Source organism: Prevotella sp. P4-119 (assembly GCF_002251345.1).
In the GTDB taxonomy this organism is placed as follows: domain Bacteria; phylum Bacteroidota; class Bacteroidia; order Bacteroidales; family Bacteroidaceae; genus Prevotella.
Genome location: NZ_NPJB01000028.1, coordinates 1 through 13,982, shown reverse-complemented (window position 1 = coordinate 13,982; position 13,982 = coordinate 1). Strand labels below are relative to the sequence as shown.

At 43.2% G+C, this 13,982-nt stretch carries 10 protein-coding genes; 1 reads left to right on the top strand and 9 read right to left on the bottom strand.

All coding sequences use genetic code 11. The features are described 5' to 3' along the window. Window positions 1-39: 39 nt before the first annotated feature. The 3 genes from CIK89_RS03130 to polA form a co-directional block, all read right to left on the bottom strand. Window positions 40-1,359, bottom strand: coding sequence for a TolC family protein (locus CIK89_RS03130; protein ID WP_094389987.1), 1,320 nt, complete (start codon window positions 1,357-1,359; stop codon window positions 40-42). A gap of 900 nt (window positions 1,360-2,259) precedes the next feature. Continuing rightward, window positions 2,260-2,742 carry a hypothetical protein gene (locus tag CIK89_RS03125; protein ID WP_144007336.1) on the bottom strand — a complete coding sequence of 161 codons (483 nt, stop codon included), beginning with the start codon at window positions 2,740-2,742 and terminating at the stop codon, window positions 2,260-2,262. Between the two features lie 56 nt (window positions 2,743-2,798). Then, a complete protein-coding gene (gene polA / locus CIK89_RS03120) occupies window positions 2,799-5,564 on the bottom strand; it encodes a DNA polymerase I (RefSeq protein WP_094389985.1) in 2,766 nt (921 codons plus the stop codon). An 87-nt stretch (window positions 5,565-5,651) separates the two neighbouring features. Here polA and CIK89_RS03115 point away from each other — a divergent pair, with 87 nt between their 5' ends. Continuing rightward, on the top strand, window positions 5,652-6,629 hold the full coding sequence (locus CIK89_RS03115; protein ID WP_094389984.1) for a polyprenyl synthetase family protein: 978 nt from the start codon (window positions 5,652-5,654) through the stop codon (window positions 6,627-6,629). Here CIK89_RS03115 and deoC read toward each other — a convergent pair. The 6 genes from deoC to mnmG form a co-directional block, all read right to left on the bottom strand. Then, window positions 6,626-7,537: a deoxyribose-phosphate aldolase gene (deoC, locus tag CIK89_RS03110; protein ID WP_094389983.1), complete on the bottom strand. Its 912-nt coding sequence runs from the start codon at window positions 7,535-7,537 to the stop codon at window positions 6,626-6,628. The two genes, CIK89_RS03115 and deoC, sit on opposite strands and share 4 nt — an antisense overlap. 82 nt (window positions 7,538-7,619) lie before the next feature. Then, window positions 7,620-7,943, bottom strand: a complete 324-nt coding sequence (locus CIK89_RS03105; RefSeq protein ID WP_094389982.1) for a nucleotide pyrophosphohydrolase — start codon at window positions 7,941-7,943, stop codon at window positions 7,620-7,622. Window positions 7,944-8,294: 351 nt separating this feature from the next. Next, the gene (gene dtd, locus CIK89_RS03095; RefSeq protein WP_094389980.1) at window positions 8,295-8,747 is read right to left on the bottom strand and encodes a D-aminoacyl-tRNA deacylase; all 453 of its coding nucleotides are present in this window, start codon (window positions 8,745-8,747) and stop codon (window positions 8,295-8,297) included. A gap of 471 nt (window positions 8,748-9,218) precedes the next feature. After that, the gene (gene uvrC, locus CIK89_RS03090; protein WP_094389979.1) at window positions 9,219-11,045 is read right to left on the bottom strand and encodes an excinuclease ABC subunit UvrC; all 1,827 of its coding nucleotides are present in this window, start codon (window positions 11,043-11,045) and stop codon (window positions 9,219-9,221) included. A gap of 42 nt (window positions 11,046-11,087) precedes the next feature. Further along, window positions 11,088-11,618, bottom strand: coding sequence for an adenine phosphoribosyltransferase (locus tag CIK89_RS03085; protein ID WP_094389978.1), 531 nt, complete (start codon window positions 11,616-11,618; stop codon window positions 11,088-11,090). A gap of 44 nt (window positions 11,619-11,662) precedes the next feature. After that, complete coding sequence (mnmG, locus tag CIK89_RS03080; protein WP_094389977.1) at window positions 11,663-13,534, bottom strand: tRNA uridine-5-carboxymethylaminomethyl(34) synthesis enzyme MnmG; 1,872 nt, start codon at window positions 13,532-13,534, stop codon at window positions 11,663-11,665. Between the last annotated feature and the right edge of the window lie 448 nt (window positions 13,535-13,982).

Below are 13,982 nucleotides of genomic sequence, written 5' to 3'. Positions count from 1 at the left end.
TTCGTTGTTATTGTATGATAATATAGTTTGAAAATGGCTTTATTTCACTTGGTCCAGTTGACCGGTGAGTTTGAGAAGTGACAGGTTGGCTATCTTATAGCTATAGCAGGCTGTAAGATAATTATTCATGGCTTCGCTCATACGCATCTCGTCTTGGAGTACTGCGGTCATCGAACTGACGCCTTCTTTATATTGGTCGGCGGTCACGCTATATACATCTTGTGCCAAAAGATAATTGTCTGACTGCTTTTTGTAGTTGCGTTGGCAGTTGTTTACTTCGCTGACAGCATTGATATAGTTGGCCTGCATGCCTTTCAGGGCATTTTCATAGCCGATACGTGCATTGTCTTCTTCTATCTTGGCACGTCTGATTTTAGAGCGTTTCTCAAAACCGTCGAAGATGGGAACGCGCACCTGAAGGCCTAAACCGTTGGAGCCATACCAATGGTTGGAATCGCCCGAATGGAACCAATGTTCAAACTTATCGGTGAAAGCTGAGTACATCAGACTGCCGGTAAGGCTTAGTGTGGGAAGATAGCCGTCTTTGGCAAGCTTGGTTTGCTTCTTGGTCAATTCCTTTTTCTTCTCAAGCAGTTGCAGTTCGTAGAGGCCGGTATTGAGGCCGTTGGCCTTCACTTCCTCTATCTTGGCAGGCTCCATGTCGGTCACTTGGATGGCCTTGTCGGCAGGATAGTCGATGACATATTTTAGCATGGTATATTGCTGATCGAGCATGGCAACGGCATTGTCGCGCTGCACGGTGAGGTTCTCGATATTGAGGTTGACGCGCTTCAAATCTACTTCAAGGCTCATCTGGTTGTCGTAGAATGCTTGGGTGATGTCGCGCAACTCTTCCAAACGCTTGATATTATCGTTCACCAAGCGAATTTGCTCTAATGTGTTTTGCGCCATATAATAGGCTTTGGCGGTCTGCACGATGAGATCTTCGCGCGCTTTCTCATAAGAGAGCTGGTTCAGATGGTCAACAGTTTTGGAAATGTCGATAGCTGTAAGCACCATTTGGTTGTAGAGGGGCATCTGTAATTGTAAACCTGCTGAGGCATTGTATTGTAGGGTTTTGGTCACATTGTAGGACTTACCGTATGCCGAACCATCGGTGACAGATACTGGTGGAGTGAAGTTGTCGTTGAGCTGTGCCACTGCATTGATCTGTGGATACAGTTTGGCGCGGTTTTCGCTAATGGTTTGTTTACCTTTTGCAACCTCATTTCGACTGATTTTCAACGAGAGATTGTTGTCTATCGCCATTTGCAAACACTGGTTCAGCGTAAGGGTCTCCTGTGCTTTGACCATTGTGATTGCACAGAGAGCGATACAAAAAAACAATACTTTTTTCATCTTCTTATGCTTGATATATTTCTTCTGATATTCTAAACTATAACTAATCGAGCGCAAAGTTACGACTTTTCCATCACAACATACTATTCATAAATTACTACATAATGTTCAAAATTTCCATTTATACCTTTTCTTTCACTTATTGTGCTGATTTTCATGGCGAATAAATGTGTTGTCGGTTGATAATAAGCATGTTTTCTATTGACGGCAGCAAGGTTGCTTTGTGGGCATCATTGTAAATCCGTGTCGTCCAAGAAAGTATTACTACCTCAGCACGCAGTTATTTTAGTTTTCAGAAAATTTCGACCACTCGACCACACCTATAGTATAACGTGCAGTATATTAGAACTTTAAGTGGTGGTCGATGTCTGAAAGTTCGACCACACATCGACCACCGGATTGCCATCTATCATCAACACGGACCAGCTAAGCGATTGATGTATAAATGGGTTTACTATAGTTTATCAGCGTTTTTTCAGACCTTGATAATACTTTTATCAAACGTTGGATAACACCTTTATCAAACGTTGGATAATACCTTTATCAAACGTTGGATAATACTCTTATCAAACGTTGGATAATACTTTTGTCAAATGTTGGATAATACTTTTGTCAAATGTTGGATAACACCTTTGTCAAACTTTGAAAAGACCTTTTTCAAACGTTAGACGATATCTTTGCCAAACCTTAGGAAATACCCTTACCAAACGTTGGACAATACGTTTTGCCAAACGTCTGGAAAACCATGTCAAAGCGTTATTAAAAGAATATCGATCTGTTTTATTTCTGAGCACATCGAATAGATATAAGTTTTGCGGATATACTTTCGTGGGAATTATGACCGATATAAAATAATCGCCCGATAGGATGTTGAATCCACATCGGGCGATGGATTGGGTCTTATTGTTTGTTAGAACTGTAAGTGTAGTCTTTTCGGAAGACATACACTTTGATGCATTTCTTTTCTATCTTGCCGTTGGCAGAAGTGCTGTCATTTGTCTTTAGTGTTTCTATCTCTTCGGTGAAAGTGAAGATTTGATAGTTTGCATCTGTTGAGATATTGAAAGTTTTCTCGCTTACGTTACCTTTCGAACCGCTAACGGTCAGGGTGTTGGCGGTAAGTTTCCATTTCGTGAAATCTTCAAAGCCACTGAGGGTGCCGTTTCTTTCAAACTTGGCTGTACCTTTTCTGTCGGTTCGGTGTTCAACAACCTTGTTGTTCTCGTAGTTGGTGACATCGACGCTCACATCCCATTTGCCGCAAATCCAGCTTTGCGAATCATCTGTTTTTGAGTCATCGTCTCCGCAAGATGTGAACATTGCAGTAAGGGTCAAACATACCAATAGGGTAGTGACGGTCAGAAAGAGTTGTTTCCTTTTCATTTTGTTTGTTGTTTTATAGAATAATGTTTAGAGTTCTATTGATTCTTGCCTGATGTTTAGTGGGCCTCAAACCAGTTGGCTCCCCAACCGCTGTCGGCTACCAATGGAACATGGAGTTTGATGGCTCCTTGCATCTCTTCGAGTACGATGCGCTCCACTTGCGCACGCTCTTCAGGATAGACAGAGAAGTTGAGTTCGTCGTGTACCTGGAGAATCATCTTGCTGCGGATGCCTTCCTGTTGGAAACGTTGGAAGATGCGTATCATTGCTACCTTAATGATGTCGGCTGCAGTTCCCTGTATAGGAGCGTTGATGGCATTGCGCTCGGCAAATCCGCGCACCACGGCATTGGCACTATTGATGTCGGGCAAATAGCGGCGACGGCCAAACAGGGTAGTGACATAACCTTGTTCGTGAGCCAGCGCTTTGGCCTTCTTCATATAGTCATGCACTTGTGGGAAAGTATCAAAGTATCCGTCTATCAGTTGTTTAGCCTCACTACGGTCGATGTCAAGACGCTCGGCAAGACCAAACACGGTGATGCCGTAGATAATTCCGAAATTGGCGCGCTTAGACTTGGAGCGCTCATCGCGAGTAACCTCGTTGATATCTTTTTTATAGATGTTGGCAGCTGTGGCAGCATGCAGGTCCTTGCCTTCGCGGAATACCCGAATCATGTTTTCATCACCACTTAGATGTGCCATGACACGTAGTTCAATCTGACTATAGTCGGCAGAGAAGAAAAGGCATCCAGGTTCGGGGATGAATGCTTTACGGATTTCTTTGCCATCTTCACCTCGCACAGGTATGTTTTGTAAGTTGGGATCGCTTGACGAAAGGCGTCCGGTGGCTGTGATTGTCTGGTTGAATGAGGTGTGGATGTGGCCGGTACGGGGATTGATGAGTCGGGGGAGTGCATCGATATAGGTGCCCAAGAGTTTCTTCAATCCACGATGTTGCAGAATCTTATCTACTATCTCGTGTTTGTGGCGTAACTGTTGGAGCACTTCTTCACTTGTGACATACTGTCCGGTCTTGGTTTTCTTGGGTTTTTCAACAATCTTCAGTTTACCAAACAGCACATCGCCAACTTGTTTGGGGGAGGCAATGTTGAATGTTTCGCCTGCCAAGGTATAGATCTCTTGTTCTATAGTGTTTATGCGTTCGGTAAGTTGTAATGAGGTATCAGCCAATGATGACGCATCAATACATACACCATTCATTTCCATTTCTGCCAATACAGGCATCAATGGCATCTCGATATCGTAGAACAGGCGGTCAGCACCATATTCTTTGAGTTGTGGCTCAAGATGGTTTTTCAGTTGAAGAGTAATGTCTGCGTCCTCGGCAGCATATTCATAGACCTGTTCGGGAGTGAGGTCGCGCATCGAACGTTGCTTTTTTCCTTTCGGTCCTATCAGTTCGTCGATGTGGATGGTTTGGTAGTGGAGATATGCTTCTGCCATGTAGTCCATGTTGTGATGCAGTTCGGGTTGGAGAAGATAATGGGCTATCATGGTGTCGAACATCGGACCTTGCAGATGAATGTCATAGTTGCGCAACACTTCCAAATCGTATTTTAGATTTTGTCCAACCTTTACTATTTTGTCGCTCTCATAGATCGGGCGGAAAATTTCAACTACTTTTTGTGCTTCGGCTCTATCTGCTGGCACTGGTACGTAATACGCTTCGTGTTCCTTTGTCGCAAAGCTCAAACCTACGAGTTCTGCGTCTATTGCTGTTGTCGAAGTGGTCTCTGTGTCTAGACTGACAATTTCAACTGTCCTAAAATAGTCACAAATGCGTTGCATTTCTTCCTCATTATCAACAAGATGATATTTGTGAGGAGTGGTTTTTAAGCTCTCAAAACTCGAAAATTTTGAGCTTTCCGCACTCTCGGGCGCAAATTCTGCAAAGAGAGAGAGCTGAGGATTAGCAGATGTTTGAGTATTTTTAGATTTTTTAAGAATCTTGTTGGCAAGGCTCTTAAACTCTAATTCTTCGAGTAAACGACCCAGTTCTTCCTCATTGGGGTGACTCACCTTCAATTCGTCGAGGTTGAGTTCGACGGGAACATCGGTTTTGATTGTGGCGAGGAAAAGTGATAGGCGGATGTCATCGACGTGGGTTTCGACTTTTGTCTTCAATGCACCTTTCAGTTCTGAGGTATGGGCAAGGAGCTGGTCGATGTTTCCAAATTGGCCGATGAGTTTGGCTGCTGTCTTTTCTCCAACACCTGGGCAACCTGGAAAGTTGTCGGCTGCATCGCCCATTAAGGCGAGCAAGTCGATGACAGCAGTAGGCGAGGGGATGTTGTATTTGGCTTTCACTTCTTCTGGTCCCATTACTTCATAACCACCGCCATGTCGCGGACGATAGATGTGCACGTGTTCTGTCACCAATTGGCCATAGTCCTTATCGGGCGTGAGCATATAGGTGTCAACACCCAACTCGCCTGCCTTTGTGGCCAAAGTACCTATCACATCATCAGCTTCATAGCCATCAACTTCAAGGATGGATATGTTCCATGCACGCAAGAGGTCTTTGATGATGGGAACAGACTTGCGGATGTCTTCTGGAGTTGCCTCACGTTGTGCTTTGTATTCTGGGAATGCTTCGCTGCGAAATGTGGGTCCATGAGGGTCAAATGCCACGCCAATGTGTGTGGGTTGCTCTTTCGTAAGTACTTCCTGGAGGGTGTTTACAAACCCTACGATTGCTGAAGTATTCAGCCCCTTGGAATTGATACGCGGGTTCTTGATAAAGGCGTAATATGAACGGTATATCAGTGCGTAAGCGTCTAAAAGGAATAGTTTATTCATAACATTTTCTATTTTCTGCGTAAAATTACTAAATAATTTCTCATTACTGCGAGATTTTCACTATTTTTGCATTAAATTTCTGCGATTATGGATCATTTATCACTTATTAAGCACCCAATAGAGAAGGAACTCAACGATTTTATTGAGTTGATGAATAGTAATCTCAAACATGATGAAGCTTTGCTTTCTCAAGTGTTGGATCACATCAGACAACGAGGTGGAAAACGTATGAGACCTATGTTGACTTTACTCGTAGCGAAGAACTATGGGCAGGTATCGGTAGAGACCCAGCATGCTGCTGTAGGTCTTGAGCTACTGCATACTGCTTCTCTTGTGCATGATGATGTGGTGGATGAAAGTGATGAACGACGCGGACAGGCATCGGTTAATGCTACTTTTAATAATAAGGTAGCTGTACTTGTGGGTGATTTTATACTTTCTACTGCGTTGCTCAATGTTGCTAAAACAGGTAATAAACGTATTGTGCAGAACCTCTCTGAACTCGGCCGGACACTTGCTGCAGGTGAAATACTACAACTGTCGAACATTCAAAATCAGGAGATTAGCGAGGAAGTTTATTATCAGGTTATCAAACAGAAAACGGCTGCGCTCTTTGAAGCATGTTGCGTAATCGGTGCCTTATCTACTGGTGCATCCGATGAAGAAATAGAAAAAGCTGGCGAATTTGGACAGACTTTGGGTGTTATGTTCCAAATCAGAGATGATATATTTGATTATTATGATTCTAAAGAAATTGGCAAGCCCACAGGAAACGATATGATGGAAGGTAAGCTAACGCTTCCTGTAATATATGCACTTAATCATACACCAATGGAGTCGATGTTGACTTTGGCACGTAAAGTAAAAGAAGGCACAGTCAATAAGGATGAAATTGCGGTACTGGTAGAGTTTGCAAAGAATAACGGCGGTATTGAATATGCTGAACAAAAGATGTTGGAAATGAGTAAGATATGTATGTCTTACATCAACAATAGCGTAAAAGAAAAGACAGTCAAGGATGCCTTGACTGCCTATGTTGACTACGTGATAGAGCGTCGCCTTTAGAAGAACTTGGTCTCATGACCTACCACCTCGCTCAAAAGCAGGTTGGCAAGGCGTGATGTGCCCATACGGAACCATTGGTTGGTGAGCCATTTTTCACCCAAAACTTCCTTGACTATAGTGTACATCGTGATGGCGTCCATGACGGTATTGAGACCGCCAGCAGGCTTGAAACCTATCTGGATGCCTGTCTTATCATAATATTCCTTGATAGCTTGACACATAACATAAGCAGCTTCCGGGGTTGCAGCGGGTTCTAACTTTCCTGTTGAGGTCTTGATATAATCTGCTCCTGCATACATAGAAAGGATAGAGGCCTTCTTAATATTGGCTGCTGTTTTCAAGCACCCAGTTTCAAGAATTACCTTCATCTTCTTCTCTCCACATACATTCTTCAGTTCGGAGATTTCATCTGCCACTTCTTCATAGTTGCCACTTAGGAATTTTCCTACTGGCATGACAATATCTATCTCTGTTGCACCATCCTTTATTGCAAGGGCAGTCTCTGCTACCTTTACCTCGATAAGTGCCTGTGATGAGGGAAAACTGCCGCTCACGCAGGCAATCTCTACTCCATCAACTTCAAGTGTTTCGCTAACTGTTTTAGCAAAACAAGGATAGACACAAATAGTGGCTACATGGGGTAGTTCTGGATATTGCTCGTCAAACTGGTTGACGCGCTCGGTAAATGCAAGTACACTATCCTCTGAATCGGTGGTCTTCAACGTTGTAAGTTCAACACTACCCATGAGGAATTTTTTCACCTCAAGGTTGTCGTTTTCATGAACTTTCTCTGCGATTATCTTGCGGACTGCGTCACGCACTTCTTCGTCGGATACTTCACAATTGTAGAGACTCAAAGCTTTTTCATACTTGTTCTCGTCTTGTTTGTTGTTCAGTTTCTCTGCCATAATGTTCTTTTTTTATTGTTGTTTTTTTATTTGTAAATGAAATATTGCCCCTTGGGAGGGGTGGGGCAATGACTTTTAGTTATTACTTCAACTTTGGATTGTTGATGTGGCGTGTGGCGTCGCGTTGTGTTTTCTTTGCAAGGTTACGTGCCAATGCTTCTGTCAGGTCCACACCTGTTTGGTTGGCAAGGCATAGTAACACCCATAACACATCGGCCATCTCGTCGCTAAGGTCACACTTTTCACCTTCTTTGAAACTCTGATCGCCATATTTCCTGGCTATGATACGAGCCAGCTCACCTACCTCTTCTGTTAGGCAAGCCATATTGGTAAGTTCGGAGAAATAACGTACTCCGTATTCTTTGATCCAATTGTCAACTGTTTCTTGAGCTTCTTTTATAGTCATTATTTAGAAGTATTTACATGTTCAAAGATAGTTCTGCCTGTTCTTCAAATATTGTATAGATAAGCAAGATGATGAGTACTATTATTACGCAAATTCGAAATATAATCCCAAATTTTTTAGATGTTTCTGCTTGACGAAAAGGGTGGGGGAAATCTATGTATGTGTTGATGCTAAAGCCTAACACAATCAATAGCCCTCCTATTAAACCATACCATGGGTTGTATGTATCCCATGATTTTCGTGTGAATATCATCACTAAGCCCACTATGTTTAAGATATAGGCCATAGTTGACCACTTTTCTTCGGTTAAAAACCTTTTAATCATCAAGCTTATCTGTTTCTATTTGTTAGCTATTCCTTGTTTTTGGTGTCCATGCAGATGGTAACAGGACCATCGTTCAAGAGTTCCACTTTCATGTCTGCCCCAAATTCTCCTGTGCCAACAGGCTTGTTCATTGCTTCACTTAACTTACTGCAAAATTCCTCGTATAGAGGTATGGAAATCTCGTGACAGGCTGCACGAAACCAAGATGGCCGGTTGCCTTTCTTATAGCTTGCATATAGTGTAAACTGGCTAACTACGAGTGCTTCACCATCTTCTTCCATAATAGAACGATTCATCACTCCGTTTTCATCTTCAAAGACTCTTAGGCCTACTATCTTTTTTACCAGCCATTCCACATCTTCAGAAGTATCTTCTTCACACACTCCAAATAGGATAAGATAACCTTTACCAATTTTGGAATGTAACGTGCCTTCTATTGTTACGCTGGCGTGCTGTACGCGTTGTATTACTACTCTCATGCTACAAAGGTACGATTAAGTGAGCGAAATACAAAAGAAAATCCCATTTTCTTTTTTATTTCCGAATGTTAGTACCTAAGCGACGTAGTCGCAGAGGTACGATTAAGTGAGCGAAATACAAAAGAAAATCCCATTTTCTTTTTTATTTCCGAATGTTAGTACCTAAGGGCTGTAGTCGCAGAGGTACGATTAAGTGAGCGATATATCAAGTAAGCGTTGTCTTACTCCTTACTATTATAATAAAGGTTTTTAAAATGATAGGTTTGTTTAACTATTACTTTGGTTGTGTTTTTTTGTTAATGAATATGTTTTTTTTATCTAAAGCCGTTTGATTATTATTGTGGATAAACTCTCTATATATGTTGCTCGTTGTCTCTGAGCGGCAAATTAAAGCGTTTTTCGGACTGTTTCTTTGCTTGTTTAACTTATGCTGCATGGTTATTGACTCAGACCGATCTTTTTGTGCATGCTTTATGGTTTGTTGAAATGCTCAAAGATAATATTTGCTTTGGCTTCGCCCACAATCTTATTTAGGGTATTTAAGTCTGCTTCGCGAATACGTTTAACGCTTTTTAGAGCCTTCAAGAGACTGTCTCGCGTTTTAGGACCAATACCTTTAATATCGTCAAGTTCGCTGTGGAGTTGGTGCTTGGAACGCTTGTCGCGGTGGAATGTAATTGCAAAACGGTGCACTTCATCTTGTATTTGAGTGAAAAGTCGGAACAGTTCTGAGTCTGTCTTCATTCCAATTACCCTTGGTGGAAATCCGTAGAGCAGTTCATTAGTTCTGTGACGGTCATCTTTTGCCAATCCTGCGATAGGAATGTCTAGTTTCAATTCATCTTGAATGACTTCGCGAATAACCTCCATCTGCCCCTTTCCACCATCGGCAATAATGAGATCAGGTAGAGGTTGTTGTTCGTCTATCAGACGACGATAACGCCTACCAACTACTTCCTTCATGCTTGCGTAGTCATCTGCACCAACCACAGTCTTTATATTATACTTACGATAGTCTTGTTTTGAAGGTTTTGCCTTCTTGAAAACGACGCATGCAGCCACGGCGTCTGTACCGCTAATATTGGAGTTGTCGAAACATTCTATCTGATATGGAAGTTTAGGCAAATGGAGTGCGTCCTGTATTTCTTTCATCAGTCGTACTGATTTCTGTTCAGGATTTAACTTTTCTGCTTGCTTTAGTCGGTCAAATTTATACTGTTTCCCGTTCATAAGGGAAAGATCGAGAAGCGTTTTCTTGTCGCCGCGTTGTGGTACAGTAATGGTTACTCCCTCCAGATTGCAGTTTATTTCCTGTGGTAGTATAATCTCCCGCGCATTGCTTTGAAAGCGTTCACGCATCTCTACAATCGCCAATTGAAGCAATTCTTCATCGCTTTCATCCAAGCGCTTCTTATATTCAAATGTGAAGCTCTGGTTGATTGCGCCATTCGCTACATGGATATAGTTGACGAAAGCAATTTTTTCGTCATTAGTAATAGAAAGTACATCAACATTATTAATCGTATGGCTTACTACTTCGCTCTTCGAAACAAATTGGTCGATGAGCAAATATCGACGTTTCACTTCTTCTGCCTCTTCAAACCGTAATTCCTCCGCCAAAGCCATCATTTCGTCTTTCATGGCGCGTAAAACCTCACGAGTGTTGCCTTTTAGAATCTCGCGGGCCTGTTCGATGTTACGTTGATAGTCTTCCATACTCTGTTTACCAATGCATGGCGCACCGCAATTCTTCATGTGGTATTCCAGGCAAACCTGATATTTACGTTGCTCTACGCCATCCCAGGTGATGGGAAAACGGCAACTGCGGGGATGATAGAGCTTTTTGATAAGATCCAACACGGCATTCATCGAAGCCACATGAGAATATGGCCCATAATACGTTCCCCATTTCTTATTGATAGTACGCGTGCTGAAAATACGAGGAAGATACTCTTTGGTGATGCAAATGCTGGGGTAGGTCTTGCCGTCTTTAAGCAGTACGTTGTATCGAGGGTTATACTTCTTAATGAGCGAATTTTCCAATAATAGCGCGTCCTCTTCGGTGTTTACTACCGTATAGCTTATATCGTGAATCTTCGATACAAGTACTTTAGTCTTGAAACGATCTACTTCTGTGTGAAAATAGGACGAGACGCGCGATTTTAAGCGTTTGGCTTTGCCTACATATATTATAGTGCCATTTTCGTCGTAGTACTGATAGCTGCCCGGTTTCTCTGGCATATTCAGCACAATAGATTTTAGTCTTGCAATGCGCGCCTCGTTCTCTTCTTTAGTCATGTTGCTGTTGTTTCACGTGAAACAGGGATATGTGAGAATGATTTAAATAACCATCAAGGTTGTTACTTCTACGTCCTTTTCAAGGCAATCGCGTCCGTGCAGTCCTTCGTCAGTTATTTCGATGATAAAGTTCATATATACTTTCTTGGGATGGAAGTGGTTCACGAGTTTTAAAGTTGCCTTTGCGGTTCCACCGGTGGCAAGTAGATCGTCGTGGATAAGAACTACGTCGTTTTCATCGATAGAGTCGATGTGCATTTCAACGGTGTCTACTCCGTACTCTTTAGAAAAAGACTCTTTGATAACCGTAGCGGGGAGTTTTCCAGGTTTTCTTGCCAATACAACACCTGCGCCGAGTTTAGTAGCGAGGGCAGCGGCCATGACAAAACCGCGGCTTTCGATGCCTACAATTTTGGTGATTCCCTTCTCTTTGTAGAGTTCATACATTTCATCGACCATAATCTTCATGCACTCTGGATTCTTATAGAGTGTTGTTACGTCGCGGAAATTAATGCCTTTCTTCGGAAAATCCGGAATGCATCGAAGATTTTCCAATAATACTGGGTTGTTCATAATCGTGTAATTTATTTAATATTGTTGTTGTTTCACGTGAAACTTTATCTTCCTAACAGCACGAGTAACACGTTGATATCGCTGGGGGATACGCCAGGTATGCGACTTGCTTGCGCGAGTGTTTCGGGGTTTATTGCAGTTAGTTTCTGTCTTGCCTCTGTGCTTAATTGCTGAAGCTCGTTATAATTGAAGTGGTCTTTGATGCGGATATTCTCCAAACGGTGCATTTTGTCGGCTACGATACGCTCGCGCTCGATGTAACCTTTATATTTGATATGTACCTCTGCAGCCTCTTTGATTTCCTCTCTGCGGTTTGGTAAGCGGTCGAGTTGCTCTTTCAGTTCGGGAATGACCTCCTCAAGTTTGTCGATGTTGAGTTCGGGTCGTGTGATCAAGTCTTCAAGTTTGCAACCATAGACGAGTGGGGTAGAACCCATTGCCTCCAGCGCTCCGTTGATGAGACGGGGTTTAATGGGGAATGTTTGGCAGAATCTTTCGATTTCTTCGATGCATTGTTTCTTCTCCATCCACCAGTTGAATCGGTCTGTTTTAGCCACGCCGAGTTGGTAAGCCTTCTCGGTGAGACGAGCGTCGGCATCATCTTGTCGGAGTAGGATGCGGTATTCTGCTCTTGATGTGAACATGCGGTAGGGTTCATCGACGCCTTTTGTGACGAGGTCGTCGATGAGTACGCCGATATAAGCTTCGTCGCGATGCAGAACGAGCGGTTCGCCTCCTGTGCAGAATATAGCGGCGTTGATTCCGGCAATGGTACCTTGTCCGCCAGCCTCCTCGTATCCTGTTGTTCCGTTCACCTGTCCTGCCATGAACAGTCCTGATATGATTTTCGATTCCAACGAATGTTTCAGTTGGGTTGGGTCGAAGAAGTCGTATTCGATGGCGTAACCAGGTCGATAGACTTTGATGTTACGGAAAGCAGGAATTTGTCGCAAGGCTTCTATTTGTACCTCCATCGGGAGTGATGATGAAAAGCCGTTCAGATACATTTCGTTGGTGTCGGTTCCTTCTGGTTCGAGGAACAGCGGGTGCTGTTCGCGGTCTGCAAACGTCACGAGCTTGGTTTCTATCGAAGGGCAGTAGCGTGGACCTATGGATTGAATCTGTCCATTATAAAGAGGAGAGTCTTTAAGTCCAGAGCGCAGAATCTCGTGCACCTTAGCATTTGTGTTGCAAGTCCAACAGGTCAGTTGAGGTAACACTCTGTGTTTGCCCATATAGGAAAATTGGTGAAAATCGTGTTCTCCTTCTTGAACTACCATCTCGTTGAAATCTACCGAACGGCGGTCTATGCGCACAGGAGTTCCCGTTTTCATGCGTTCTGAACGAATTCCGTGTCGGGTAATACTTTCGGTAAAGTGGGGAACTGCCGGTTCTGCGATACGTCCACCCGGCACCATGGTACGTCCGATGTGCATCAGTCCGTTGAGGAAAGTGCCCGCTGTGATGATGATCGCTTTGGCACGCAGTTCCACACCCCATATTGTTTTCACACCTACGGCACATTTCTTCTCCACCAAGAGTTCGTCTGCTTGGTCTTGCCAAATATCGAGATTATCGGTTTTGTCGAGTATGTTTCTCCATTCCCAAATGAATTTTCCTCGGTCGCATTGTGCTCGTGGACTCCACATGGCAGGTCCTTTGCTTCTGTTGAGCATACGAAACTGAATGGCAGTAGCGTCTGTCACGAGACCCATCTGTCCGCCGAGCGCGTCTATTTCTCGCACGATTTGTCCTTTGGCAATGCCTCCCACAGCCGGGTTGCACGACATTTGTGCTATTTTGTTCATATCCATGGTGACGAGACAAGTCTTTGCTCCCATGTTTGCCGAAGCGCATGCTGCCTCGCATCCAGCGTGTCCGCCTCCTATCACCAGTACGTCGTAATGAAGAATCATAGATGAATGATGTTTTATTATTCCGTGTGCAAAATTACAAAAAAAGTTTTCAAGTAGTGTACTAAAGTATTAAAAAAGCATATTATGCAGTCTGATACGATTGGTTTCTGTTTTGTAGTAAAAGGCTGAAGCGGTGGTTTGTGGAGCAGGCGATAGGTTTGATAGATTGTTTGCCCCACTATGCAGGTAGGTTGTTTCTCCCAATATTTTCCCATTGTAGTCCGCAAAATCATGGGACTTAGTTGGGACTTAGTTGGGACTTACAGCAGAATTATTTGAGGCTTTTCACGTATTTGCATCAGACTAACCGCGTATGGCTTATGATAACATCCCGAATGCATCCCGAATGCATCCCGAATGCATCCCGAATGCATCCCGAATGTAAACGAAACGATAGAATTATTCAAAAATACGAAGTGAAATAGCGCGCATCAATACATAGTATAAT